We start from the raw sequence: 25,995 nt of genomic DNA, 5'->3' as shown, positions 1-25,995 counted from the left end.
GAAGATCACATGGCTTCCAAAGCCCCCCGTGAAAACATCGACGAGTCGAAGCTGACCGTCACCAAACCCAAGACCAAGGCCGTTGGTATTCCGGCCGTTGCCAATGCCTTGAAGATCTCGTTCGAGCAGATGGGACCGATCCGCAGCGCGCAGACGCTGATGGCCGTGAACCAGCTGGATGGTTTCGACTGCATGGGATGCGCCTGGCCGGAGCACGAGAAGCGCAACGCGGCGGAGTTTTGCGAAAACGGGGCCAAGGCAGTGGCTGAGGAAGCCACCCGGCGCAGGGTCACGCCCGAATTCTTCGCCAAGCACTCCGTCGCTGAGCTGAAGACCCGCGACGACTACTGGCTGGGACAACAGGGACGCCTGACCCACCCCATGGTCCTGGAAGAAGGCGCCACCCATTACAAGCCCATCAGCTGGGACGACGCCTACGACCTGATGGCCGAGGAACTCCGCGGCATGGACAACCCGGACGAAGCGGTGTTTTACACCTCGGGCCGGACCTCCAACGAAGCGGCGTTCGTCTACCAGCTCCTGGTCCGCGGCCTGGGCACCAACAACCTGCCGGACTGTTCCAACATGTGCCACGAATCGTCCGGCTCCGCCCTCGTGGAGACAATCGGCATCGGCAAGGGCTCCGTGAGCCTAGCCGACCTGGAAACAGCGTCGCTGATCTTCGTCGCGGGCCAGAACCCGGGCACCAACCACCCGCGCATGCTCAGCGCGCTGGAAAAGGCCAAGAAGAACGGAGCGATCATTGTCTCCGTCAACCCGCTTCCCGAAGCCGGGTTGCTGCACTTTGAAAACCCGCAGCATGTCAAGGGCGTCGTTTCCGGCACCAAGCTCACCGACGACTTCCTGCAGATCCGCGCGGGCGGCGATCAGGCCCTCTTCCAGGGTCTCGGCAAATACCTCCTCGAAGCCGAAGCGGGAGGCCGCGCAACTCCCGGCCTGGACACCGTGCTGGACCACGATTTCATCAACAACTACACGGTGGGCATCGACGAATACCTGCGCTACCTCGAGAAGGTTGAGTGGGACGACATCGTCGAAGCGACCGGCCTGCCCCTGGAGCAAATCCGGGCCACCGGCGAACGGCTCCTCGCCTCCAACGCCACGATCGTTTGCTGGGCCATGGGGCTGACACAGCACAAGCACTCCGTGCCCACCCTGCGGGACGTGGTGAACGTCCTGCTGCTCCAAGGCAACATCGGCAAGCCGGGCGCCGGCGTTTGCCCCGTTCGAGGGCACTCGAACGTCCAAGGCGACCGGACCATGGGCATTTTCGAGAAGATGCCGGAGAAGTTCCACGACCGCCTGGACCATGAGTTCGAGTTCCTTTCACCGCGCGCTCACGGTTACGACACCGTCGCGGCCATCAGGGCCATGCGCGATGGCAAGGTCCGGTTCTTCATGGGCATGGGAGGTAACTTCGTCCGCGCAGCCCCGGATTCACAGGTAACAGAGGACGCGCTGGCCAACACGGCGTTGACCGTCCAGATCTCCACCAAGCTGAACCACTCCCACCTGTCCACCGGGCGCCGCGCACTCATCCTGCCTACGCTGGGCCGGACGGAGAAGGACACGCAGGTGACGGGCGACCAGCGGGTCACAGTGGAAGATTCCATGAGCGCAGTGCATGCCTCCCGTGGACGGCTGAAGCCCGCCAGCGAGCACCTGCACTCCGAGGTGGCGATCGTCTGCAACCTTGCGCACCGCCTGTTCACCGATGCCCAAGGCCACCCGCTGCCGGGCGCACCCCGCGCGGCATGGCTCTCCATGAGGGACGACTACACCCTGATCCGGAAGCACATCGAAGGCGTGATTGACGGCTTCGAGAACTTCGAGGACCGCATCCAGCACCCCGGCGGCTTCGTGCTGCCGCACCCGCCCCGCGATGCCAGGAAGTTCGATACTGCCTCGGGCAAGGCCCACTTCACGGGAAACGAGTTGGAATACATCAAGATTCCGGCCGGCCGCCTGGTCCTGCAGACCCTCCGCTCGCATGACCAGTACAACACCACCATCTACGGCAAGGACGACCGCTACCGTGGCATCCACGGCGGCCGCCGGGTGGTCCTCATCAACGAAGCCGACATCAGGGAACTCGGCTTCGCGGACGGGGACATGGTGAACCTGATTTCCGAGTTCGACGGGGTCGATCGACTCGCGGAGAACTTCCGCATCGTTTCCTACTCAACGCCCAAGGGTTGCGCCGCCGCTTACTACCCGGAAACCAACGTTCTGGTTCCCTTGGACTCGGTGGCCGACACCAGCGGCACGCCCACGTCAAAGTCGGTCATCATCAGGCTCGAAAGGAGTTAGGAAAAGCTGTACATGCTGTGACCACTGTCATAGTATGTGACTGATATATCTTTTAGGTTCTTCAAAAAATATCAGATCGAGAGGATCGGAAGCGTCAGCTGTCCAATTGTCCGTGAACGGTGCTTCGGTGGCCTGAAACCTGGGGAGGTATTCCTCATCGAAGCATCGCTTTCGGGCAGTTGGACCCCATAGTTCCCGCAACACCAACTGTCCAAGGAGTGTTCATGTCAGGAAACAGAGCAGTCGCCTACAAGGAACCCGGCGTCGTTGAAATCATCGACACCGAGTACCCGACGTTCGAACTCAAGGACGGACCGGGCGTCAACCCGGCCAACGTCGGCAGGAAGGTGCCCCACGGCGTCATCCTGCGCACCGTGACCACCAACATCTGCGGATCGGACCAGCACATGGTCCGTGGCCGCACCACGGCGCCGAAGAACCTGGTGCTGGGCCACGAAATCACCGGTGAAGTGGTTGAAGTGGGACCCGACGTCGAGTTCATCAAGGTGGGCGACATCGTTTCGGTGCCGTTCAACATTTCCTGTGGCCGTTGCCGGAACTGCAAGGAACGGAAAACCGGCATCTGCCTCAACGTCAACCCGGACCGCCCCGGCAGCGCCTACGGCTACGTGGACATGGGCGGCTGGGTGGGAGGCCAGGCAGAATACGTCCTGGTCCCCTACGCGGACTGGAACCTGCTGCGCTTCCCGGACCGTGACCAGGCCCTTGAGAAGATCATGGACCTCACCATGCTCTCGGACATCTTTCCCACCGGCTTCCACGGTGCCGTCACCGCGGGCGTGGGCGTTGGCTCCACCGTGTATGTTGCAGGTGCCGGTCCGGTGGGCATCGCTGCTGCCGTCGGCGCCCAACTGCTCGGTGCCGCCGTCGTGATTGTGGGCGACATGAACGAAGAGCGCCTGGCGCAGGCGCGCTCCTTCGGGTGCGAAACCGTCAACGTCTCCCAAGGCGATCCCAAGGACCAGATCGAGCAAATTCTCGGCGTTCCTGAGGTCGATTCCGGCATTGACGCCGTGGGCTTCGAGGCCCGCGGACACGGCAAGGACGCCTCGCACGAGGCACCCGCCACGGTGCTGAACTCCCTCATGGACATCACGACGGCCGGCGGCGCGCTCGGCATCCCGGGCCTGTACGTCACCGGCGATCCCGGCGGAATCGACGAGGCAGCCAAGCACGGCTCCCTGTCCTTGTCCCTGGGCACCGGTTGGGCCAAGTCCCTGTCCTTCACCACGGGCCAGTGCCCGGTCATGAAGTACAACCGCCAGCTCATGATGGCCATCCTGCACGACAAGGTACAGATCGCCAAGGCAGTCAACGCCAAGGCCATCCCGCTCGAAGACGCACCCCGCGGCTACGCCGAATTCGACGCCGGTGCGGCAACAAAGTTCGTACTGAACCCCAACGGCTACGTGAAGGCCTAGCACCAGTACGTCAGCCCGGATACCGGGGGCGGCACGGCACAACGGGAAGGCCGGCCGCCCCCGGCGTCCGTTTTTAAGGCTTTATCAACAGTTTTGGCAGTTGTCAGGCAACGACTTTTAGGGAGTCGTCAGGCACCGGCCTTGATCCAACCCAGGAGATGGAGATCCATGCTTGTCCGGGAAGTCTCCGACGTTTCGACCGCAAACGGGTCCTGCAACAAGAACCACGGAGCTACGTGGTCCGCAGCGCGCCAGGCAGCCTTTGACTGTGCCCGCCCCCTCGGAGCTGCTTTGGTACCGCTTGCAGAAGCCATCGGGAGTGCCCTGGCTTTGGAGGTGAGGGCCCGCCAGGACATTCCGCACTATGCGTCCTCGGCCATGGACGGGTGGGCGGTCAGGGGCTCCGGCCCCTGGATTCTGGTTGAGCGCGGCACCCGGCTTGAACGCGGCACCCGGCTCTTCCCGGGCGAGGCAAGCACCATTGCCACGGGTGGCGTTGTCCCCGAGGGCGCAACGTCCATCCTCCGGAAGGAAAGCGGAATGCTGACCGGGGACGCCCCAGGCGCCCGGAATCTCGTCCTCATTCCCGAAGCGAAACCGGGTGAGGTATCTGCCGGCCGCCACATCCGTCCGGCTGGTGAAGAAGCAGCCGCCGGTGATGTCCTCATTCCCGCGGGAACCCTTTTGAACCCCGCCCACATTGCCCTCGCCGCCGTAGCAGGCCACGACGAGGTGGCCGTGCAGCGCAAGCCGCTGGTCGCCGTCGTGCTGACCGGCTCGGAAGTGGTCACTTCGGGTGAGCCCGCGCCGGGACAGGTGCGCGATACGTTCGGGCCGCAGCTTGGCGCCGTCATTTCGCGGCTTGGCGGCGTTCCGTCCGGGCAGCGCAGGATCGGCGACTCCTATGAAGAATGGCTGGCCGCCCTGGGCGGTGCTGCCCTGGGCGGTGCAGGCAGCCCGGCTGGTTCAGTCAGCGCGGCTGTTTCAGGCAGCGGCCAACCGGCGGATGTCATCATCACCACAGGCGGCACCGGCAAGTCCGGGACCGATCATTTCCGCACTGTAGTTGAGGCCTTGGGTGGGCGCCTGCTGCTTGACGGGATCGCCATGCGGCCCGGCCACCCCGCCGTGCTGGCCGCGCTCCCGGATGGCCGCTTCATCATCGGACTGCCGGGAAATCCGCTGGCGGCCATGGTTGCCCTCATCACCATCGGCGAACCGTTGCTGGCCGCCCTCGGCAACCGGCAGCCGCCCGACACCGTGATCATGACCTCCGGCGCGGATTTCGAGCCGGATCCCGTCAGGACCCGGCTTGTCCCCTGCACTTTTGTCCACGGCTTGGCCATCCCGGCCTCCCACACCGGCCCCGGCATGATGCGTGGCCTCGCATGGGCGGACGGAATCATGGCGGTGCCGCCCCAGGGGGTCGAGGCCGGCCACGCTGTGCAGGTCATGCCACTGCCGTGGGTCCAACCACCGCAGTTCACGGACAGGCCTGTCACCAACGAACAAAGGCACGCCCCATGGCACGCATGACGCAACGCCGGAAGATCCACCGTTTCCAACTGGACGGGACCGGCGCCGAACACCCCATCCGGTTCAAGGAAGACGTACTGGCCGCCGAAGAGCCGCTGGAAATCCGTTTGGGCGGCACGTCATTTTCCGTGACCATGAGGACTCCGGGCGACGACTTCGACCTCGTGGCGGGGTTCCTGGTGTCCGAAGGCATCATCCGCCACCAGGCCGAACTCGTGTCCCTGCGCTTCTGCGCGGGCGAACGGGACGGCATCCAAACCTTCAACGTGGTGGAAGCACAGCTCCGACCGGACGTTCCCTTGCCGGACACCATGAGGCACGTCTACACCTCCAGCTCATGCGGCATCTGTGGCACTGATTCCATTGAAGCTGTCCGGAAGACCATCCATTTCGACGCATCGCAGGACGCCCTCCAGGTGCCTGTGGACGTGCTCGCCGAACTGCCCGAACGGCTGCGGGACGCACAGGCCGTCTTTGACAGGACCGGCGGAGTCCACGCCGCAGGTCTCTTCAAGGTGGACGGCTCCCGGCCGGAACTGTTGTGCCTGCGTGAAGACGTGGGCCGTCATAACGCGGTGGACAAAGTGGTGGGCTGGGCGCTCAGGCAGGGCCTGCTGCCGTTGTCCGGCCTGGTCCTGCAGGTCTCCGGGCGGGCGTCGTTCGAGCTCGTCCAGAAGGCCGCCCTCGCGGGAATCCCCGTCCTGTCAGCGGTCAGCGCCCCGTCCAGCCTGGCAGTGGAACTCGCGGCCGAAACGGGACTGACCCTGGTGGGCTTCAGCCGTGGACGCAGCCTCAACGTGTACGCCGGCAGGGAACGGGTGGGCCTCCCGCTCCGCACGGGCCTTGAGGAGGCCACCGTGAGTCCCTGATCCCCTAGACCCGGGACGGGCCCCAACGCCGGCCCCGTGACGGGCCAGTCTAGGATGTGACCATGGCCGCACGCAGCAACCCGGACATCGACAATGACGCAGAGACCCAAAGCGGAGGCGTCCAGTCTGTAGACCGCGCGCTCCAAATCCTGGAGATCCTCGCCCGCAAGGGTGATGCCGGCGTCAGCGAGATCGCCGAGGAAATGGGCGTGCACAAGTCCACGGTGTCGCGGCTGGTGGGTTCGCTGGTCACCCGGGAGCTGGTCCGCCAGAACAGCGAACGTGGCAAGTACCAGCTTGGGTTCGGCATCCTGCGCCTGGCCTCGTCCATTCCCGGCAGGCTGAGCGTGGTGCACGAGGCCCGCGAAGTCCTGGAAGCCCTCGCCGGTGAGTACAAGGAAACCGTCAATCTTGCCGTGCTGCGTTCCAACTACGCCGTCAACGTGGATCAGGCCATGGGTCCTTCCACCCTGGCCACCTACGACTGGGTTGGCAGCCTCACGCCCCTCCATGCCACGTCCAGCGGGAAGGTGCTCCTGGCTGCGTTGACCGCGGACGAGCGAACCCAGGTCTTCAAAGCAGTGGGCCTGCCTGCCCGCACGCCCCGGACCGTGACCAACCGTGGAGATCTCGAGAAGCAGCTCCACGATGTTGCACGCCAGGGCTACGCGATAGTGCATGAGGAATTCGAAATTGGCCTCACCGCTATTGCCGTGCCTGTCTTCAACCATTTGGGGACCGTCATTGCGGCCGTCAGCATCTCCGGCCCCGCATTCCGCTTCGCTCCCGAAGACCAGCCCGGCCTCATCGAGGGGCTCCGCGAGGCAGGCCTCGCCATCAGCGCCAAGATGGGCTACCGGCACCAGTAATTTCGGCCGTCCGTAACGCCTTTTTGCATAAGTCCAGCTCAAAGCCAACTGGTATATCAATGTGCGTCAAAGAAGCGAAAGTGCTTGACTTTCGGGTGTGACGGGGCGCACTCTGTTGCATAACGCGAATGTTGTTGATTCTTGCGGAACGCTCACCGGCCCCAATCCGGTAGCAATCCGCCCGTTATCCGGAATCGGTCCCACAACCGGGCCTCGTAGAAACGCAAGCCCATGACTCGCCGAGCAAAGGACCCGCTCATGGCTATAAGCAGTGACACAAAATCCCTGACACCAGAAGAGTTACCGGCAGACAATACGCCGGCTGAAACTCCGGCTGACAAGGAGCCCACCACCAGGGAAACGCTTGATGAAGTCATCAGCGTTTCCCCCGATGAATCAAACCCCGCAGTCCTCGACCCCGAGGAAGGCACGGCAGAAACCCTCCCCGACTCTGAAGAGTACGAACAGATCCTGGAGGAACTTCGCAACGCCAAGACCGAGCAGGCCGTCTCAGCCCGCCGGAACCGCAAACTTACCCTCGACAAAGTCACCTTCGGAATCACAGGCGCCATCGCCGTCGCCTTCGTGGTCTGGGGATTTGTTGGCAGGGACAGCCTCTCTGAAACCTCCAAGGGGGCCCTCAACTGGGTCATGGAGTACACGGGATGGCTGTTCATGGTTCTCGCCTCGCTTTTCGTGATCTTCGTGCTGTGGCTTGCCTTGGGCAAGTTCGGCAACATCCCGCTGGGCAAGGACGGCGAGAAGCCCGAGTTCCGCACCATCTCCTGGGTAGCGATGATGTTCGCAGCCGGCATGGGCATCGGGCTCATGTTCTATGGAGTTGCCGAGCCGCTGTTCCACTACATCTCGCCTCCGCCCGGCACGGTGGATGGCCGTACGCCCGATGCCATCCAGACCGCCATGGCCACCTCGATTTTCCACTGGACGCTCCACCCATGGGCGATGTACGCAGTAGTCGGCATCGCCATGGCCTACGGCACCTACCGCCTCGGCCGGAAGCAACTGGTCTCCGCGGCCTTCACCTCGCTGTTCGGCATCCGGATGGTGGAGGGACCCCTCGGGAAGTTCATCAACATCCTGGCCATCTTTGCCACGCTCTTCGGAACGGCAGCTTCCCTGGGCCTCGGTGCCCTCCAGATCGGCAGCGGCCTGACGTCCAACGGTTGGATGGGCGAAGTCGGCACCCCCGTCCTTGTAGTCATCGTTGCCATCCTGACGTTCTGCTTCGTGGCCTCGGCCGTGTCCGGCATCAGCCGCGGCATCCAGTGGTTGTCCAACATCAACATGGTCCTGGCCGTTGTCCTGGCCTTGATTGTGTTCGTTGCCGGCCCCACGCTCTTCATCCTGAACCTCATTCCCTCCGCCGTAGGCGACTACGCCCGCGACCTGGCCGAGATGTCCTCCCGGACCGAAGCAGTGGGAGATGACGCCCTGCGCAGCTGGATGACCAGCTGGACCATCTTCTACTGGGCCTGGTGGATCTCCTGGACGCCCTTCGTTGGCCTGTTCATCGCCCGCATCAGCCGTGGCCGTACCATCCGCCAGTTCGTCACCGGCGTCCTGCTGGTACCGAGCATCGTCAGCGTCATCTGGTTCTGCATCTTCGGCGGCACTGCCTTCCACGTCCAGCAGGAAGCAGACAAGGCGGGGACTCCCGGCTTGGTGACAATGGTCGACGGCGCCCCCTCCATCAACTTCGACGGCGCCCTTTTCGATCTGGTCAAGAACCTGGGCATGCCCGAGTGGCTCACTGTGGGTGTCATCGCGCTGGCCATGGTCCTGGTGGCGATCTTCTTCGTCACCGGTGCGGACGCCGCTTCCATCGTCATGGGATCCCTCAGCTCCAACGGTGCCGAACACCCGCGGCGCGGAGTAGTGATCTTCTGGGGAACCCTCACCGGTGCAGTTGCAGCTGTCATGTTGCTTGCCGGCGGTGATGAACCCTCGGAAGCCTTGTCCGGCCTCCAAAGGGTCACCATCGTGGCCGCCCTGCCGTTCATCCTGGTCATGCTGCTGCTTTGCTTCGCGCTCGCCAAGGACCTCAGGCGCGATCCCCTGTCGCTCCGGCGTCGGCTGGCAACCTCCGTGGTGGAGCGGGCCATCCGCACCGGCGTCGAACAGCACCGCGGTGTCCAGTTCGACCTCGTCACCAAGCACGAATGCGCGGAGACCTGCCCGGATTCGGACTGTCCCGGCGGTACGCCTACCGGCAGCATCCCAACCGTTGACAGCACGCCGCGGTCTCCTGAAGACAAGTAGCGAACACTCCCCCAACCACCAGCAGTAAGGTGTCACATCATGACCTCAACCTCCGTGGCCTCCGTGGCTTCAGACGCCTCCGTGGCCTCCGGCGCTTCCCCGGCGCACAGCACCCTCCACGTCATCAAGGATTCCAAGGACCAGGTATCGTTCACCGTTGATTCAGCCAACCCCGTGACGGTGCGCATCGAGCTCAGCGGCGGGTGCCCGTGCGGCTCGGAACACTCACGGCCAGGTTCCTACGTGGACAGCGACCTGGGAAGGTAGGCCGTTGCCCCGGGACATAAGCCCGGGGCCAACATAGAGACAGCAACAGGGCGGGTGCCGGATTTCCGGCACCCGCCCTGTTCATGCGTGGAGGGGTTTACTTGGGCATCAGCACGGAGTCGATCAGGTAGACCGTGGCATTGGCAGTCTGCACGCCACCGCAAATGACGTTGGCGTCATTGACGGTCAGGGCGTCCTTGCTGCCACCCACCGTCACTTCGCCGCCCTGGACGGTCTTGTGGGTTCCCACTACCTGGTCCGGGGTCAGCTGTCCGGGGACAACGTGATACGTGAGGATCTTGCTCAGCAGGGCATCGTCGGTCTTGAGCGTTTCGATCGTAGCGGGGTCAATCTTGGCGAACGCGTCGTCAACGGGAGCAAACACCGTGAACTCGCTGCCGTTCAGCGTGGAGACGAGATCCACCTTGGGGTTCAACTTGCCGGATACTGCGGCGGTCAGGGTCTTGAGCAGCGGGTTGTTGGAGGCGGCCACGGCAACGGGATCCTGCGCCATTCCCGCAACCGAACCTGCGCCGTCGGGAACCTGGGCGGCGTAGCCGGCGCAACCCGGGCCGACCAGGTTGCTGGCGGGATCCATGGCTGCGCTGGAACCCATCGATTCGCTGGCGGAGGCTGATGGCGACGGTGCCATGGAGGAGGTCTCCGGGGCCGCAGAGGACGAGGGGGAGCTGGAGGTGCTCGAACCACCACAGGCCGTCAGTCCCATGAGGGCGGCTGCGGTGAGGCCAACGAAGGCGAGGGCGGGGCGCTTGGTGGACAACATGTCATTCTCCTTGCTCTGAGGAACCTGGTGCTGGGTCCATTCGGGTGTGGGACACGGGCGGTCCGGCGTCGCTTCCGCTCTTCCGGTTTTGTTTGTGTCTCATCAGCTATTCGGAGGTGATGTCCGGGTGGATGGGTGTGGATTGAAAAAATTTCAAAGGTTACTTTCTTTCACCTGTTTTCCCACGTCAGGTCCGGGCCCGGCGCCCTCTCCCCCATCCCGCCTGACTATGGCTAAATGCCCCATGCCGGTGACAGGATGGGCGGATGGCAATCGAAGTGCGGCCCGCTACGGTGTTCGACGACGTCAAAACCATGGTCGGCCCCAGGAATCCAGGCTCAAACGTGTGCTGGTGCCTGAGTTACCGCATCCCGTCCAAGCTGAACCAGAGCCTCCAGCGGGAAGAGCGCGGCAAGTTCGTGGAAAAACTGGTTGCCGAAGACCCGCCTCCCGGCGTGTTGGCGTACGACGGCGGCGAGGTAGTTGGATGGGCGGCCGTCCACCCGCGCGCGGACACCAGTTTCGCAACGAGCCGGAAGATCCCCCATGTGGACGATTCCGAGGTTTGGTCCGTGTGGTGCATCCGGGTGCGGCCAGGCCACCGGGGCAAGGGAATTTCCCATCACCTGCTTCGCGGCGCCGTCGAGCTGGCCAGAAGTCATGGCGCTCCCGCGATCGAGGGCTACCCCGTGGACAACAGGGGCAGCAAAGTGGACCTCACCATGGCGTACGTCGGCACACGAAGGCTTTTCGAGAAGGCGGGTTTCACGAAGGTCGCTGAAACCACGTCCGTCCTTAACGGCTTCCCGAGGGTCCTGATGCGCTTGAACCTCGATTCCGCCTAACAACCCCGTCCCGCTTACCCCCACCTACCCCGACCTACCCCCACCTACCCCCACCTACCCAACTAGGTCGCATTTGTGCGCGTTTTGCCCGCTCAAAACGCGCACTAATGCGACCTAGTTGGGGGCGGAGCGCTGCAACCGTGACGTCATCCTGTGGGCTTCCTCGAGCAGGAGCTTGCCCAGGAACTCCTGGCGGTCGCCCCTGAACCGGGGTTCGATTCCGGTCAGGGAAAGCGCCCACGCCGGACGTCCTTGGGGATCGAACACAGCGGCGCCCATCCCCCAGCTCCCCTCAAGGACCAGCCCCGGGTTTACCGAATAACCAGCCAACCGGGTCTTCTCCAGGTTCTCCCGAACCACCCCGGCAGGATGTCCGGCCGCAAAGTCGCCGGCGTGCGCTTCCCAGTCCGTGAGCAGCACGTCCTGTTCCTCCTCCGGCAGGAATGCCATGATCGCCGTCCCGGCCGAGGCCACCCCCAGCGGGAACCGCACGCCTTCATGCAAAACGAATGACCGAACAGGGAAGGAACCTTCCTCCCGCAGGACGCACACCGTCTCGTTGCCGCGCCTGATGGAGAAGAACGCGCTCTCCCCCGTCTCGGCCGCGAGCCGCCGCAGGGACGGTCGTGCGATGTCCTCCATGGGAAAACGGGCAGCGGCCACGGACCCAAGCAGGAAAACTTCAGGTCCCAGGACCCATTTTCCGGTGGCTTCCTCGTGTTCCACCAACCCCTCCGCGGCCAGGGACGTCAGCAGCCTGTACGCAGTTGGCCGGGTCAGCCCGGACTCGCGGACCAGCCCTGCCAAGGACATGCCTTCCGGCTTGCGGCCGACGAGCCTTAACAGGGCAGCGACCCGCCCAACCACCTGGGCACCCTGAACGGGAACGGCGGGAACGGTGTGTGCGGCCAATGGGACTCTCCTTGAGATTTCGTCCACATTATGGACAGCTTTCAGTCTAGCGTCCACAGCGTGAAGTGCTCAAGCTTCCGGCTATTGCCACACAAAGGCACCGCTCCTAGGCTCGAAAGCCACAACGCTAACGTCCACAAAGTGGATTACCCACTCAAAGAGGAGTCCGGAATGTCCAAGATCCATCCCGACGCGCCCCAAGCGCTGCAGGACCTTTTGACGGACGGCATGACAATCGCCGTCGGCGGCTTTGGCCTCAGCGGTATCCCGGCGGACCTTATCGGGGCCCTCCGCGATTCAGGCGCGAAGGACCTCACCATTGTGTCCAACAACATGGGCATTGATGGCAAGGGATTGGGTGTCCTCATTGAGGCCGGCCAGGTCCGCAAGGTCATCGCTTCCTACGTCGGCGAGAACAAACTCTTCGCCGAGCAGTACCTTGCCGGAAAGCTCGAGGTCGAGTTCACTCCGCAGGGCACGCTGGCCGAACGCCTGCGCGCCGGTGGCGCCGGTATCCCCGCCTTTTACACCCGGACCGGTGTGGGCACCTTGGTTGCCGAAGGCAAGCCCCATGAAGAGTTCGACGGCGTCACTTACGTCCGCGAGCGCGCCATCACCGCCGATGTCAGCCTGGTCCACGCCCAAACCGCGGATACCGACGGCAACCTCATTTACCGCTACACCGCCCGGAACTTCAACCCGGTGGTGGCCACGGCAGGCAAGGTGACCGTCGCCGAGGCGGAGGTGATCGTGCCCTTGGGCGAACTCGATCCGAACCACATCGTGACCCCGGGCGTCTACGTTCAGAGGCTGGTCCAAGCAAGCAACAGGATCAAGGACATCGAGCAGCGAACGGTCCGTCAGCGGCTCGAAGACCCTGCCGTCCAAGAAGCAGTCTAAGCAGCCGTCCACGCAGAAAAGGAGCACACACCATGGCATGGACACGTGACCAAATGGCCGCCATCGCGGCCGAAGAACTCAACGACGGCGACTACGTCAACCTCGGCATCGGCATCCCCACACTAGTAGCCAACAACCTCCCGGACGGCGTTCGGGTGGTCCTCCAGAGCGAAAACGGCCTGCTTGGTATGGGCCCGTTCCCTTACGAAGGCGAGGAGGACGCCGACCTCATCAACGCCGGCAAGCAGACTGTCACCATCAATCCCGGCGGCAGCATTTTCGATTCCGCCACCTCGTTCGGCATGATCCGGGGCGGGCATGTGAAGGTCGCGATCCTGGGCGCCATGCAGGTGTCCGGCAGCGGCGACCTCGCCAACTGGACCATCCCCGGGAAGATGGTCAAGGGCATGGGCGGCGCCATGGACCTCGTCGCCGGAACACCCCGGGTCGTGGTCCTGACCGAACACAACGCCAAGGACGGTTCAGCCAAGATCGTCCGCGAATGCACGCTTCCCCTCACGGGTTTGAACTGCGTGGACAGGATCATCACGGATCTCGCCGTCTTCGACATTGAGCCGGATGAGACGCACGACGGCGGCACGCGCCTTGTGCTGACCCGTCTCGCCCCGGGCGTCACTGTGGAAGAGATCCGCGGGAAGACCGAGGCAGAGTTCGCTGTGGCGCTTATGGACACCGCTGTTGAAGAGACCCTCGAAGGAGCTACGGCATGAGCCTCAAAGACCGGTTTGGCAAGGACATCCTGCTCACGGGGTGGGGCCACAGCAAGTTTGGCAAGCTCACGGACCAGACGCTCGAAACGTTGATCGTCCAGGTGGCCGGTGAAGCCATCGCGAACTCCGGACTTGAGCCCAAGGACATCGACGAGATCTACCTGGGCCAGTTCAACTCAGGCATGCAGCCCCTGGGGTTCACGTCGTCCCTCGCGCTGCAACTTTCGGCAGATCTCGCCAACGTCCCCGCCACCCGGACGGAGAACGCGTGCGCCTCCGGTTCGGCAGCGTTCCAACAGGGCGTCAAGGCGTTGCTCGCCGGGACGGCAAGGAATGTGCTGGTGATTGGTGCGGAGAAGATGACCGACGCCGGCGCGGACGTCGTGGGGGCCGCGCTCCTGGGTGCCTCGTACGAGATGGCGGGAAAACCGTCCACTACGGGATTCACCGGCCTGTTCGCGGAAGTGGCCAAGCACTACGACAAGCGGTACGGCGCGGGTACGGCAGGTTCAGGCATCGCCGGTCCGGGCTTCGAGAATGGCCTGGGCGATGTGCTCGGTTCCATCTCCGCCAAGAACCACCACAACGGCATGAGCAATCCATACGCCCAGATGCATCGCGACTTCGGCGTGGAGTTCTGCCGGACCATCTCGGACAAGAACCCGATGGTGGCCGATCCCTTGCGCCGCACTGACTGTTCGCCCGTCTCCGACGGTGCCGCCGCCGTCGTACTTTCAACCCGGGAAACCAACGGCGCAACCGCAGCTGTTCGCCTTGCCGGTTTCGGGCATGCCAACGACTTCTTCCCCGCGGAGAAACGCGACCCCACCGAATTCGAGGCAACGCGCGTCTCTTGGGAGCGGGCATTCACCATGGCAGGAGCCGGGGTGGATGACCTGGACTTCGCCGAGGTCCACGACTGCTTCACTATCGCCGAGCTCATCATGTACGAAGCCATGGGACTGGTCCCCCGCGGCCAGGGTGCCTGGGCCATCAAGGAAGGCTGGGTGTACAAGGACGGCAAGCTGCCGGTCAACGTGTCCGGCGGCCTGAAGGCGAAAGGACATCCGGTGGGTGCCACCGGTGTATCCCAGCACGTCATCGCTGCCATGCAGCTCAGTGGCACCGCCGGGGACATGCAGCTGGCCAATGCCCGTCGCGGCGCAGTCCAGAACATGGGCGGCGTCGGCATCGCCAACTACGTGAGCATCCTCGAGGCGCTGTAGCACCCAAGTAAGTCGCAGCAGAGCGCGTTCTGGACGTCCAAAATGCGCTCTACTGCGACCCAGTTGAGCGGTCCCGGATTAGCTAAGCGGTTCCGGATCAGCTCAGCGATCTCCGTGAACCCCAGCCGCTCCGCGTTTTGCAGGGCAGTCCGGCCCTCCCGATCCCGGATGTCCGGGTCTGCTCCGGCCTCAAGGAGTTGCCGCACGACGTCCTGTTGCCTCGGCCCGCCGTCATTGAGCAGGACCGCTTCCTGCATGGCAGTCCAGCCCAGGTTGTTCACGTGGTTCACCGGAACGCCCGCGGCGATCAGGATCCGCACCGTCTCCGTATGCCCGTGCTCGCTGGCGGGGATCAGCGCTGTTCCGCCGTACCGGTTGGTGCTGCGGACATCGGCTCCGGCTTCCAAGGTCAGCTGCAGGACCTCGTTGAACCCTTCCGCACCGGCGTACAGGAATGCCGAGTCCTGGATTGCGTCCTTGGCGTTCACGTTGCCGCCGGCAGCGATCAGCTCCCGAACCCGGACGGGATCGTTGGCTTTCGCGGCAAGTATCAGCTGCCGGTCGGTTTCCATCTGTGCCTCCGCGGACAGGGTTGGTGGTTTCGCCGGGGCAGCAGCCGACGACGCCGGACCCGCCCTTGCGCTCGACGGCCCGGCCTGGGCGGGGGCTGCTTGGGAGGCATTCGGCGAGGCGGTCGCCGTCGGGCTTGTCGGTTCAGGTGGCGCAGTCGGGGCGCAGCCGGCGACGAGCCCGGCAATCAGCACCGTCGTCATCAGCACGGTTCCACCAGCCCGGCCGCTCCCGTTCCACGCACCCATGCTCCGAGGCTACTTCGCGGCCGCGGCCAGCGCATCGGCTCCGGCGGCTGCGCAGGCCTCGTCGAGGGCGCCGTCGGGAGCGCCCCCGACGCCGATGCCCGCCACCGAGGCGCCGTTCACCTTGAGCGGCACACCCCCGGCCAGGAAGAGGGTGCCGGGAAGGTCTGCGATGGACGGACCGTTGCCGTTGACGCGCTTGGCCAGTTCACTGGTGGGCGCACCGAACGCAGCGGCCGTGTAGGCCTTCTGCTTCGCTGCTTCGATGGTGTGCTCGGCGGCGTTGTCACCGCGGAGGAGGGCTTGGACCGTCCCGAAGCGGTCCACCAAGGCCACGGTCACGAACGGCAGTTTGTCCGCCTGGCATTTGGCGAGCGCCGCAGTGACTGCCTTGCCCGAAGCGCCCACGGTGATGCGGTTCTGTGCAACCACATTCTCCGGGGCAGGCTGGACATCGGCCGGCACCTTCGCGGCAACGGTCGCCGGTGCAGCAGGGGCGACGGCGTTGGCCACAGCGGTGACACCGCCGGTGAGCAGCAACGCTCCGGCAGCAGCAGCACCGGCAATCATCTTGTTCGACTTCTTCATGGTTCTCCTCAGGTCGGCCATATGCGTACCCCTCCATGTTTCCCGGGGTCAACCGACGCCCACATCGGCCGGTCGCCGCTCGCACGCTCAGCCTTTTGGGCGGCCGTATCAGCCAAAAGGTGGAGAGACCAGCGGGGGCGCGGGATCTAGCATGGAAAGAGCGCCCTCAACACACCAGGAACTCCCATGAAACCCGCCCGTCCCAGGCCCGACACCACGCCTCCGGCCCCACTCCAGGGGGATGGCCGCATCGATGTTGTGGTGCATTGCGGGTTCGCTGTGCTCATGGTGGCCTCGGGGGTCCGCTACGTCATGCGCCACTCCCCCGCGGACAACCTCTGGACCATGGCTCTGGCGGGTGCGGTCTGCGTCCTCTACGCAGCCACGGCACTCCCCGCCCGCCGATCTGGCGCTTACAGCCCGGCTCGGGACCGCCCGGGGACGCAGCCCACACCATGGCTCCCGTGGACCGTGGCTCTGCTCGGAGCCTGGGCAGTGCTCGTAGTGGCCGCCCCCAGCTTCGCCTGGTGTTCCTTCGCGATCTTCTTCCTCGGCAGGAGCGCCCTCAGCGGCTGGGCCGCATATGTGGCGGGCGGCGTGACCGCGGCCGCCACCGCCGTCGGGCTTTTCCGCATGAGTGACTGGACCGACGTCGCCATGGTTCTGGGTCCGCTGGCCGCCGCTGCGCTCCTCACGCTGATTTACGACAAGATCGAACGCGATGCCGCACTGCAACGCCGGCTCCTTGCTGATGTCTCGCAGGCGCAGGAACAACTGGCAGCCAGTGAGCGCGCTGCGGGGATTGTCGCCGAGCGGGAACGGGTTTCCCGCGAAATCCATGACACTGTGACGCAGGGGCTGGCCAGCAGTTTGCTCCTCCTTGAGGCCGCGCAACGATCTTGGCCCGAGGCGTCGGCCAGGGACGATCTGTTCAAAGCCACGGACCTCTTGCGCCACAATCTTGCCGATACGCGCAGCCTGGTCCATGAACTGTCGGCGCCCGGCCTCGAGACTGGCCCCTTGGCGGAAGCGCTGGAGCATGCGGCCCGGCAGTATGTGGAGTTGATTGCCGTGCACGTCACCGGGGACCCCCGCCCCGTCCCGCCGGAGGTCCGGCACACCCTGTTGCGCGTCACCCAGAGCGCGGCAGCGAACATCAAACTCCACGCCGGCGCGCGGAACGCGAGCATCACACTGGGTTACTTGCCGGACGCGGTCACCCTGGACGTGTACGACGACGGTCGCGGCTTTGATCCCGCAGCGGTACCTCCCCCGTCGGCGGCCGGAGGGTACGGCTTGCGGGCCATGCGGCAGCGTGTTCACCGGCTGGGCGGAGAATTGTCCGTGGAAAGCAGTCCCGGCGAGGGCACCATCATCGCCGCGCAGTTGCCACTGACCGGATCCAGCACCGGTTCCAACTCCAGCACCGGCTCCGCCACCGGTTCCAACTCCGAGACAAAGGGATCGCCATGACCACCATCTCCGTGCTCGTCGTGGATGATCACACCGTGGTCCGGAGCGGGCTCAAGGCGCTGCTGGGCACCCAACCGGACATCGCCGTCGTCGCCGATGCCGCTTCCGGCGAGGAAGCGCTTATTGCCGCGGCAGAGTATTCTCCCGACGTTGTGTTGATGGACCTCGCGATGGGTTCGGGCATGGACGGCATCGAGGCCATCAAGCAGTTGCGCGGACGCCGCCCGCGGCAGGCGATCATCGTCTTCACCACCTACGATTCCGACGCCGACATCGTCAGGTCCGTGGACGCCGGCGCAATGGGCTATTTGCTCAAGGACGCAGCACCGGACGAGATTTTCTCCGCGGTGCGCGGCGCGGTCCTGGGCAAGAGCGTCATGAGCGCTCCGGTGGCATCGCGGCTCTTCCAGCAGCTCCGCAACCCCGATGAAGTCCTCACGCCGCGGGAAGCCGAGCTGCTCAGCCTCCTCACCCAGGGACTCAGCAACCGCGATCTCGGCAAACGCCTCTTCATCTCCGAGGCCACTGTCAAGACCCACTTGGCGCACATTTACGCCAAGCTCGGAGTGGACACACGGGCGGCAGCCATCGCCACGGCCATACGCCGGGAAGGAATGCGGTGAAATTCCCGGCTTCTCCCTATACCTCCTGCGTTGAGCCGGGATTAAACTGACGCTATGTCGGAGGCCGTTGGTCGCAAGATGTTCAAGCATTCCGGTACGGCTTTGCTGTTCCGGGGAGTCCTTGCCGTGCTGTTTGGCCTTCTGGTGGCGGCGCTGCCGGTGGCCACGGTGTTCGCGCTTATTTTCGTGTTCGCGATTTTCGCCATCACGGACGGCCTCACCAACATCGCGCACTATTTCTACGATCCGTCGCGCCATTCCCGCTGGACCATGGTGGGCGGCTTCATTTCCATCGCCGCAGGCATTGTGGCGCTGGCGTGGCCGGGTATGACCGCCGCTGCGCTCGGAGTGCTGATCGGCCTGTGGGCTTTGGTCCTTGGACTGTCCGAGATTGTCCTGGCCTTCGCCGCGAGGAACTCCGTGAACGGCTGGCCCGTGTGGTTGCTGACCGGCGTGGTCACTGCCCTCTTCGGCCTGCTGGTACTGGTCAATCCTGGTCTCGGTTTCCTGGGCATGGTGGGCATGTTGGCCGCCTTCGCAGTGGTTGCCGGACTGCTCTTGATTGTCTGCGGTTTCAAAATGCGCCGGGGCTCCACCAGCCCCCTGATCTACGCGCACTGACCTCCGCCCGCCGCAGCGTCCCCGCAGCAGCAATCCTCCGGTTGGGGATGCACTCTGCGCCAAGTTCGGTAAGTTAGTGGCTGTGAAGATAGCTACCTGGAACGTGAACTCCCTCCGCGCCCGCGCCGACCGCGTTGAAGCCTGGCTTGAGCGCAGCGACTGCGATGTCCTGGCCATCCAGGAAACCAAATGCAAGGACGACAACTTCCCGTGGGAGCTGTTCGAACGCATGGGCTACGAGGTAGCGCACTTCGGCGTCAACCAGTGGAACGGCGTCGCCATCGCCTCGCGCGTCGGCTTGGAAGACGTCGAGCGGACCTTCGTGGATCAGCCGGCCTTCGGCAAAGCCGGCAAGGATCCGGCCCAGGAAGCCCGTGCCATCGCAGCTACCTGTGCCGGCATGCGTATCTGGAGCCTGTACGTCCCCAACGGCCGCTCCCTGGACGACGAACACATGCCTTACAAGATTAAGTGGCTTGAGGTCCTCCGTGGCCAGGCGGCTGAATGGGTCCAGGCTGACCCGAACGCCCAGATCGCCCTCATGGGCGACTGGAACATCGCGCCCTTCGACGAGGACGTGTGGGACATCCAACTGTTCCGCGACAACAATTTCACCCACGTCAGCGAACCGGAGCGGGCAGCGTTCCACGCCTTCGAGACCGCAGGCTTCACCGACGTCGTCCGCCCCTACACCCCCGGCCCGGGCGTCTACACCTACTGGGACTACACCCAGCTGCGCTTCCCCAAGAAGGAAGGCATGCGGATCGACTTCTGCCTCGCCTCGGCACCGTTGGCCGCCCGCGTCACAGGTGCCTCCATTGATCGTGAAGAGCGCAAGGGCAAGGGCGCCTCGGACCACGCACCCGTGATCGTGGAGCTCGCAGACTAGGCACCGAACCGGACAAGAAAGGGGCTGGCTGACATGGGTGGAAAGCTGTACCGAGGCCAGGCCGGCCTGCCCTTCTCTTCCTCCCTCCGCATCTACGAACCCCTCGAGGCATTTCCGCCGGAACAGCAGCGCCAACTCGTCGCCGACGGTGACCGCATAGGTTCCAGGGCCGCCGTCGAGAATGCGGAGCTGCAGGCGTCCCTGGGACGCATCACGCGTTCCGGCGGCGACCCCTTCCCTACCGGCCGAACGGACCTCGTGCGTATGACGCGGGTTCCGGGCGGGCGGCATGCCGCCCCCGGTCCGGGACAGGAAGAAGCAGCGCACGACGCCGGACGCCTCCTCTACTGCCCCAGCCAGCTGGTGATTCGGGCCGGTTTGGCAGCGAATGCCTTGATGGACGGCGTTCACGGACCGTTGGCTGATCTCCTCATCCCGGTTTCCCAGCGGGACAAACACCAGCAGCGGATCGACCGCATCAACGCAGGTGACGATGCTAAGCGTGTGCATACGCGGGCTTCCACCTGGGGGATCCCCTTCAGCTGGTTCTCCCTGTTCGCCGAATCGGACCGCAAGGAAGTGGTGGAGTCCGATGGCCATATCCAGACCGTCAGGGTGTGGACTCCCCTGACTGAGGCCCTGGAACGGGCACGTTTCGCGGTGGCCCACTTGGCTCTGGCTGCCCCGGACCTGGACATGCTGGACGATCTCACCCAGTTGACCGAATGGCTGGAGCTGTTCCACGTCCAATCCATGGTTGAACTGGATTACGGTGCCGTGGCAGACAAGGTCTATCCCGACGAGTCACCCATGGATGTTCGTCTCGGAATTGAGTGCCTCGCGGAAGGGGACATGACGGGAGCGGCTGCGGCCTACCGTCGTCTTGCCTCGCGGTGGATCCCCATCAGGCAACTGGCACGGGCTTCGTAGTTACCGGCCGCTCAGCGGCAGGGCGGGCCGCTCAGCGGATCGCGGGGCAGGTCAGCGGCAAGGCGGGGCCGTGGTCTCCCTGATGATCAGTTCATGCGGAGCAACCTGCGATCGGACAGCGCCGTGATGGCCGTCCAGCTCGTCCAAGAGCATCTTGGTGCCCAGTTCAGCCTGGTTGTCCGGTCTCTGGCCCACCGTCGTCAGCCCGAGTGAAGCAGAAAAGTCGTGATCGTCGATGCCGATCACGGAGAGGTCCTGCGGAACCCGGACGCCGTGCCGGTACGCCTCGAAAATTACGCCCATGGCCATCTCGTCCGAGGAGCAGAAGATCGCCGTCGGCTTGCGGCCGGGCTGATTCCACAGGCGGGTGAACGCCTGTTGCCCACTGGCGACTGTGAAGTCACCCCACTGGTCCCATTCGGGGCGGACCTCCAGTCCGGCGTCGGACATCACTTCCTGAAAGGCCCGGATCCGCACCCGGGGAACATCGAAGTTCAAGTCCGTCTCGTCGTCGCCGTGGAGCAGGGCGATGTCCTTGTGCCCCAGGTCCAGAAGATGCCGCACGGCGGTGGAGGCGGCGTCGTAATCGTTGATCCCTATATAGGGGCAGTTCTCAACGTGGCCACCCACCACCACCAACGGGATATCCAGCTTATGGAGGTGTTCCTGTTCGTCCTCGCTCAGGGCCATGCAGAGCACCAGCAGGGCGTCGATCTGTTTGTAGACCATGGTGGAACTGAACAGCCGTTCGCGGTTGCTGCCGTGGCCGCCGAGGTTGAACAGGGAGAGGTTGTATTTCCTGGAATGCAGTTCCCTGTCCGCCCCCTCGATAGCTTTCGAGAAGAACCAGCGGCTCACGAACGGGGCCAGCACGCCGATGGTGCGGGTCCGCCCGGTAGCCAGGCCCGACGCCGAGGACGATGCCACGTATCCCAAGGAAGCCGCGACATCCAGGATCTTTTCGCGTGTTGCCGGAGATACCCGCGGCAGCCCCCGGACGGCCCGGGAAACGGTCGCCGTCGAGACCCCCGCGGCCGCCGCGACATCCTCGATGCTGACCCCCGTATGACCGCCACGCTGGGACCGTTCGTTAGTTTTTGCCACTTTAGCCCCCTCAAAGGTGCATGCCGAAGGCCGAGGGCTCCTTCCCGAACGGCGCGTTAAAGCCTATCTGTCCCGGGAGCCCTTCTTCATTTCGCGCAGGGATTGTTTCGACCCGCTGTTAATTCGACCCGCTGTTAAGTTGAGGTGCCGCCTTGTTGCGGGGGCCTCAGCTGAGGCGACGCGAAGTCCTTTCAGGTAGTTTGCGGCGGAGCCTGATCATGCCCCACAGCGCGAGTACCGTGGCCAGGAGGCCCAAGGCCCAACCCAAGGCGGGCTGGGTTGTGACTTCCATATAGATGGTGACTGCCAGGAGAACCAGCGCCCAGAAGCCAAGGAGTCCGATGATGATGTCGAAGTCCTCCCCGGAGCGCACGCGCTTTGTGTGGGGATCGACCTTCCGGGCTGCGGCGGCTTGCTGGCGTCGGTTTGCTGAGCTGCTCACTTCACTGCACCTGCCGTCAGGCCGGCGACGATCTTGCGTTGGAACACCAGCACCAGGACGACCAAAGGAATGGTGACGATGGTGCCGGCTGCCATGATCGCGGTGTACGGCTCCTGTTGTGGCTGGGAACCTGCGAAGTAGGCAATGGCCACCGTAACCGTCCTGGTGTCATCGTTGGACAACTGGCTGGCAATCAGGAACTCGTTCCATGCGGAGATGAAAGCCAGGATTGCCGTAGTGAACGTGGCCGGGGCCGCGAGCGGCAGGATCACCTTGCGGAATGCCTGCCCTTGGGTGCAACCGTCGATCCGGGCCGCTTCTTCGAGTTCCCACGGCATTTCACGGAAGAACGAGGTCAGCGTGTAGACCGTCAGCGGAAGCACGAAGGAGATGTTCGGGATGATCAGCGCCTGGTAGGTGCCCATCCAGCCAATGTTCGTAAAGAGCTGGAACAGCGGGGTCACCAAAGCAACACCCGGGAACATCGAGGCACCCAGGATGAAGCCGAGCACCACGAACTTGAACCGGAAGTTCAGTCGTGCCAGCGCATAGGCTGCAAAGACGCCGACGATCAAGGCGATCAGCGTGGTGACAGCACCAACAAAGAGGCTGTTGAGCAGGTTCTTGCCGAAGTGGTTGCCGAGGCTCTCGTCAAACACCGTAGCGAAGTTATCCCACGTGAAGTGTGTGAAGAACGGCGTTGTGTCAAAAGTGAACCCAACGTCCCGGAACGCCGTGACGATCATCCAGTAGAAGGGTGCCAGACACCAGATCAGGATGACGATTGCGCTGATGTAGGTGCGGAACGATCCCCAGTTGAACGGGCGCTTCGGCCGCTCTGCAGGAGCAGTGGAAGTCCTTGAAGCTGTGGCTGTGGCCATGTCACTTTGCCTTTCCGGACGAAGAAGCGGCATCGACCGCGTTTGCCCCCAGGAATCTGACGAAGATGAAGGCAACGATGAAGATGACTATGAACGTGATGGTCGATAGCGCCGCGGCCGAATTGAACCCTTGCCGGATTTGTTGCACTACCAGGATGGAGAGAGTGGTGGTGCCGTTGGCGCCTTGGGTCATGATGGCCGGGAGGTCGTACATGCGGAGGGCGTCCAGCACGCGGAAGAGGATCGCAACCATCAGTGCGGGCTTGACCAGCGGAAGCGTGATGAGGCGGAAACGCTGCCACGTGGACGCGCCGTCCACCTTCGCTGCCTCGTAGACCTCATCCGGGATCAGTTGCAGGCCGGCAAGGATCAACAGAGCCATGAACGGAGTGGTCTTCCAAACATCCGAAATGACGATCGCCCACTTGGCAGGCCATTCCGATCCGGTCCACAGGATCTGGGTGCCGAAGAGTTTGTTGGCAATGCCCTCAAAAGCGAAGATGAAGAACCACAGCTTGGCCGTCACTGCCGTGGGGATGGCCCACGGAACCAGGACGGCTGCGCGGATGATGCTCCGGCCACGGAAAGCGCGGGCCATGATGATGGCCATCCAGAAGCCGAGGACCGTTTCGAAAGCCACCGTAACTACGGTGAAGAAGAACGTGGTGCCCATGGCGTCCCAGAATTGCGCACCCAGGGTTCCTGGAGGACAAGCCACGGCGCCACCACCGGGGGCGGTGCATTGCTGTGCCAGCCAGTGTACGTAGTTGTCGAAGCCGGCGGGGCCGCCTTCGGAGAAGAAACCCGTTGCCGGATCAAGTCCCGAGTCCTTCTGGAAGGACATGATGATGGCGTTGATAACCGGGTAGATGATGACGATTGCCAGCAGTACCAGCGAGGGTGCCAGCAGCGTGTACGCCCAGCGACCCTGGGTCACCTGCTTACGGTCGGCGCTTTCGCGCCCTGGCATCTTGTGGCCGGCATCCGCCGTCGACTGCTGTTTTTGCAATTCTGTTGACATGGCAAGACTCCTGTCAGGGAGAAGGCCGTAGCCGAGTCCGGCCGTCCGCCTGGAGGGCGAACGGCCGGACGTGGGCCCGGGTGGTTACTTGGCTCCGGCCGACTCGATTGCCGCCTGCATGTCGGAGATCGCCGAATCAACGGTCTTCTCACCCTTGAGTGCTGCGTAAGCGTTGTCCTGGACAGCCTTGGTGACGGCCGGGTAGAACGGCGTTACGGGACGCGGCACGGCGTTCTCGATGGACGTCTTCAGCACCGGCAGGTAAGGCAGCGCGGTGACAAGTTCCTGATCGTCATACAGCTTGGTCAGCACCGGGGCGAGTGAACCCTGGGTGGCGTAGAACCGCTGGGTCTCTTCGCTGGTGATGAACTTGATGAAGTCAGTAACCGTTGCCTTGTTCTTGGAGTAGACGCTCATGGCAATGTTGTGGCCACCCAGCGAGGAAGCGCCAGGGCCGTCCTTGCCGGGAAGCGGAGCCATCTTGAAGGTGTCCTTCACGGTGGAGGAACCATCAGTCTTGGCCAGGTTGTAAACGTACGGCCAGTTGCGGTGGAAGAGGAGCTTGCCGGCCTCGAATGCCTGGCGTCCCTGCTCTTCCTGGAAGGTGATGGCCTCGGTGGGGATGTTGCCGTCCTTGTAAGCCTGTACCAGGTTGTTCAGGCCTGCCTTGGCCTCGGCGGAGTTAACTGCGGCCTTGCCGGAATCGTCAACGATCTTGCCGCCGGCAGAGTTGATGGCCTCCGCGGCGTTGACCGTAAGGCCCTCGTACTTCTGGAACTGACCGGCGTAGCAACCGATGTTGTTCTGCTTGGCGATGTCGCACATCTGCATCATCTCGTCCCACGTCTTGGGCGCATTGGGCACCAAGTCGCCGCGGTAGTAGAGGATGCCGCCGTCAGAGCTTTGCGGGGCTGCATAAAGCGTGCCGTTGTAGGTGGCGCTCTTGACCGTCGACTCCAGCATGCCGTCGGTTGAGATAGCCGTCTTGTCCTTGAGCGGCTGCAGCCAACCCTTGGCAGCAAATTCGGCTACCCAGATCAGGTCAACGCTCATGACGTCGTAGTTCGGGTTCTTTGCCTGGAAGTTCTGGACGAGGTCATCATGCTGCTGGTCAGCCTGGTCCGACTGCTCCTTGAACGTTACTTTCTCGTCCGGGTGCTCGGCGTTCCACTTTTCGATCAGGGGCCGAACAACGTTGCTGTTGTCCTTGCCTTGTACGTAGGTGATCGGCCCACGGCCGTCAAGGTTGTTGGCCGCGTCGCCGCTTGCACCGCCGCCGCCGTTGGTGCTTCCGCCCCCGCCCCCGCCGCCACATGCAGTGAGGGACATAGCCAAGACTCCGGCGATCGCTGCCGGAAGAAGGTACTTCTTCGATTTCATGCTGGGAACTCCTCAGTGAGTGGACCAGGTGATTTCCGCGGTGCGGTTGATGTGGTGAGCCTCACACTAGCGAGGTGCCCGTATCGAATGCAAGCGCTTACACCTAAGTTAATCACACTGATACCAAGCAACCTGCCCATTTAGTTTTTTGGTATCTTCCCGGGCGTGAATTAGCACCCTGGACGGCCCTTGATCCAAGCATTGAAGCGGCCCCTCGATTTGATTGCCCATGGTTG

Annotated in this window: 25 protein-coding genes; 16 read left to right on the top strand and 9 right to left on the bottom strand. The window is 63.7% G+C overall.

Going from position 1 to position 25,995, the window contains the following annotated elements; genetic code table 11:
• The first annotated feature begins 9 nt into the window (after window positions 1-9).
• The 7 genes from AUR_RS12570 to AUR_RS12540 all read left to right on the top strand — a co-directional run bounded on the left by AUR_RS12570 (window position 10) and on the right by AUR_RS12540 (window position 9,594).
• The gene (locus AUR_RS12570) at window positions 10-2,331 is read left to right on the top strand and encodes an FdhF/YdeP family oxidoreductase (RefSeq protein ID WP_062094853.1); all 2,322 of its coding nucleotides are present in this window, start codon (window positions 10-12) and stop codon (window positions 2,329-2,331) included.
• Between the two features lie 224 nt (window positions 2,332-2,555).
• Entirely contained in the window at window positions 2,556-3,773 is a 1,218-nt protein-coding gene (gene fdhA, locus AUR_RS12565) for a formaldehyde dehydrogenase, glutathione-independent (RefSeq protein WP_021471085.1), read from the top strand.
• A 168-nt stretch (window positions 3,774-3,941) separates the two neighbouring features.
• On the top strand, window positions 3,942-5,309 hold the full coding sequence (locus AUR_RS12560) for a molybdopterin molybdotransferase MoeA (RefSeq protein WP_082694389.1): 1,368 nt from the start codon (window positions 3,942-3,944) through the stop codon (window positions 5,307-5,309).
• Window positions 5,297-6,178, top strand: a complete 882-nt coding sequence (gene fdhD, locus AUR_RS12555; protein ID WP_021471087.1) for a formate dehydrogenase accessory sulfurtransferase FdhD — start codon at window positions 5,297-5,299, stop codon at window positions 6,176-6,178. Before AUR_RS12560 ends, fdhD begins: the two co-directional genes overlap by 13 nt.
• Before the next feature lie 62 nt (window positions 6,179-6,240).
• Window positions 6,241-7,047 carry an IclR family transcriptional regulator gene (locus tag AUR_RS12550; protein WP_021471088.1) on the top strand — a complete coding sequence of 269 codons (807 nt, stop codon included), beginning with the start codon at window positions 6,241-6,243 and terminating at the stop codon, window positions 7,045-7,047.
• Between the two features lie 258 nt (window positions 7,048-7,305).
• A complete protein-coding gene (locus AUR_RS12545) occupies window positions 7,306-9,327 on the top strand; it encodes a BCCT family transporter (protein WP_241650919.1) in 2,022 nt (673 codons plus the stop codon).
• A 39-nt stretch (window positions 9,328-9,366) separates the two neighbouring features.
• Complete coding sequence (locus AUR_RS12540) at window positions 9,367-9,594, top strand: hypothetical protein (RefSeq protein ID WP_021471090.1); 228 nt, start codon at window positions 9,367-9,369, stop codon at window positions 9,592-9,594.
• Window positions 9,595-9,691: 97 nt separating this feature from the next.
• Here AUR_RS12540 and AUR_RS12535 read toward each other — a convergent pair whose 3' ends face one another.
• Window positions 9,692-10,378, bottom strand: a complete 687-nt coding sequence (locus tag AUR_RS12535; protein WP_062094849.1) for a fasciclin domain-containing protein — start codon at window positions 10,376-10,378, stop codon at window positions 9,692-9,694.
• Between the two features lie 266 nt (window positions 10,379-10,644).
• Here AUR_RS12535 and AUR_RS12530 point away from each other — a divergent pair, with 266 nt between their 5' ends.
• Window positions 10,645-11,223 (top strand): GNAT family N-acetyltransferase, encoded by a 579-nt coding sequence (locus AUR_RS12530; protein WP_062094847.1) that lies wholly within the window; start codon window positions 10,645-10,647, stop codon window positions 11,221-11,223.
• 114 nt (window positions 11,224-11,337) lie between these two features.
• Here the strand turns inward: AUR_RS12530 and AUR_RS12525 are convergent, their stop codons facing one another.
• On the bottom strand, window positions 11,338-12,135 hold the full coding sequence (locus AUR_RS12525; protein ID WP_021471093.1) for an IclR family transcriptional regulator: 798 nt from the start codon (window positions 12,133-12,135) through the stop codon (window positions 11,338-11,340).
• 171 nt (window positions 12,136-12,306) lie between these two features.
• Between AUR_RS12525 and AUR_RS12520 the strand changes: the two genes are divergently transcribed.
• Genes AUR_RS12520 through AUR_RS12510 form a run of 3 tightly spaced genes read left to right on the top strand, consistent with a single transcriptional unit; the run spans window position 12,307 to window position 14,992 of the window.
• The gene (locus AUR_RS12520; RefSeq protein WP_062094845.1) at window positions 12,307-13,035 is read left to right on the top strand and encodes a CoA transferase subunit A; all 729 of its coding nucleotides are present in this window, start codon (window positions 12,307-12,309) and stop codon (window positions 13,033-13,035) included.
• Between the two features lie 32 nt (window positions 13,036-13,067).
• Complete coding sequence (locus AUR_RS12515) at window positions 13,068-13,766, top strand: CoA transferase subunit B (protein ID WP_062094843.1); 699 nt, start codon at window positions 13,068-13,070, stop codon at window positions 13,764-13,766.
• Complete coding sequence (locus AUR_RS12510; protein ID WP_062094841.1) at window positions 13,763-14,992, top strand: acetyl-CoA acetyltransferase; 1,230 nt, start codon at window positions 13,763-13,765, stop codon at window positions 14,990-14,992. The genes AUR_RS12515 and AUR_RS12510 overlap by 4 nt, the downstream gene beginning before the upstream one ends.
• Here AUR_RS12510 and AUR_RS12505 read toward each other — a convergent pair.
• Both AUR_RS12505 and AUR_RS12500 read right to left on the bottom strand, forming a co-directional pair.
• A complete protein-coding gene (locus tag AUR_RS12505) occupies window positions 14,965-15,810 on the bottom strand; it encodes an ankyrin repeat domain-containing protein (protein ID WP_241650918.1) in 846 nt (281 codons plus the stop codon). The genes AUR_RS12510 and AUR_RS12505 overlap by 28 nt on opposite strands.
• A gap of 9 nt (window positions 15,811-15,819) precedes the next feature.
• Window positions 15,820-16,395 (bottom strand): GlcG/HbpS family heme-binding protein, encoded by a 576-nt coding sequence (locus AUR_RS12500; protein WP_062098965.1) that lies wholly within the window; start codon window positions 16,393-16,395, stop codon window positions 15,820-15,822.
• A 186-nt stretch (window positions 16,396-16,581) separates the two neighbouring features.
• On the opposite strand from AUR_RS12500, the gene AUR_RS12495 reads away from it, so the two are divergent.
• The 5 genes from AUR_RS12495 to AUR_RS12475 all read left to right on the top strand — a co-directional run bounded on the left by AUR_RS12495 (window position 16,582) and on the right by AUR_RS12475 (window position 20,931).
• Window positions 16,582-17,868: a sensor histidine kinase gene (locus tag AUR_RS12495; protein ID WP_082694387.1), complete on the top strand. Its 1,287-nt coding sequence runs from the start codon at window positions 16,582-16,584 to the stop codon at window positions 17,866-17,868.
• The gene (locus AUR_RS12490) at window positions 17,865-18,491 is read left to right on the top strand and encodes a response regulator (RefSeq protein ID WP_062094839.1); all 627 of its coding nucleotides are present in this window, start codon (window positions 17,865-17,867) and stop codon (window positions 18,489-18,491) included. The genes AUR_RS12495 and AUR_RS12490 overlap by 4 nt, the downstream gene beginning before the upstream one ends.
• A 54-nt stretch (window positions 18,492-18,545) precedes the next feature.
• Window positions 18,546-19,112, top strand: coding sequence for an HdeD family acid-resistance protein (locus AUR_RS12485; RefSeq protein WP_021471101.1), 567 nt, complete (start codon window positions 18,546-18,548; stop codon window positions 19,110-19,112).
• Between the two features lie 82 nt (window positions 19,113-19,194).
• Complete coding sequence (locus tag AUR_RS12480; RefSeq protein WP_031216106.1) at window positions 19,195-20,001, top strand: exodeoxyribonuclease III; 807 nt, start codon at window positions 19,195-19,197, stop codon at window positions 19,999-20,001.
• A 33-nt stretch (window positions 20,002-20,034) separates the two neighbouring features.
• Window positions 20,035-20,931 (top strand): DUF8083 family protein, encoded by an 897-nt coding sequence (locus AUR_RS12475; protein ID WP_021471103.1) that lies wholly within the window; start codon window positions 20,035-20,037, stop codon window positions 20,929-20,931.
• A 51-nt stretch (window positions 20,932-20,982) separates the two neighbouring features.
• On the opposite strand, the gene AUR_RS12470 is transcribed toward AUR_RS12475, so the two are convergent.
• From AUR_RS12470 to AUR_RS12450, 5 genes are all read right to left on the bottom strand, one after another.
• Entirely contained in the window at window positions 20,983-22,035 is a 1,053-nt protein-coding gene (locus tag AUR_RS12470) for a LacI family DNA-binding transcriptional regulator (protein ID WP_021471104.1), read from the bottom strand.
• A 166-nt stretch (window positions 22,036-22,201) separates the two neighbouring features.
• Window positions 22,202-22,408 carry a hypothetical protein gene (locus tag AUR_RS12465; RefSeq protein ID WP_062098963.1) on the bottom strand — a complete coding sequence of 69 codons (207 nt, stop codon included), beginning with the start codon at window positions 22,406-22,408 and terminating at the stop codon, window positions 22,202-22,204.
• 65 nt (window positions 22,409-22,473) lie between these two features.
• Window positions 22,474-23,358, bottom strand: coding sequence for a carbohydrate ABC transporter permease (locus AUR_RS12460; protein WP_128397165.1), 885 nt, complete (start codon window positions 23,356-23,358; stop codon window positions 22,474-22,476).
• A 1-nt stretch (window position 23,359) separates the two neighbouring features.
• A complete protein-coding gene (locus AUR_RS12455; protein ID WP_021471107.1) occupies window positions 23,360-24,379 on the bottom strand; it encodes a carbohydrate ABC transporter permease in 1,020 nt (339 codons plus the stop codon).
• An 84-nt stretch (window positions 24,380-24,463) separates the two neighbouring features.
• Entirely contained in the window at window positions 24,464-25,759 is a 1,296-nt protein-coding gene (locus tag AUR_RS12450; RefSeq protein ID WP_021471108.1) for an ABC transporter substrate-binding protein, read from the bottom strand.
• Window positions 25,760-25,995: the final 236 nt, after the last annotated feature.

The sequence above is a fragment of the Paenarthrobacter ureafaciens genome, assembly GCF_004028095.1.
GTDB classification, from domain to species: domain Bacteria; phylum Actinomycetota; class Actinomycetes; order Actinomycetales; family Micrococcaceae; genus Arthrobacter; species Arthrobacter ureafaciens.
This window is presented reverse-complemented; position numbering and strand designations above follow the sequence as displayed.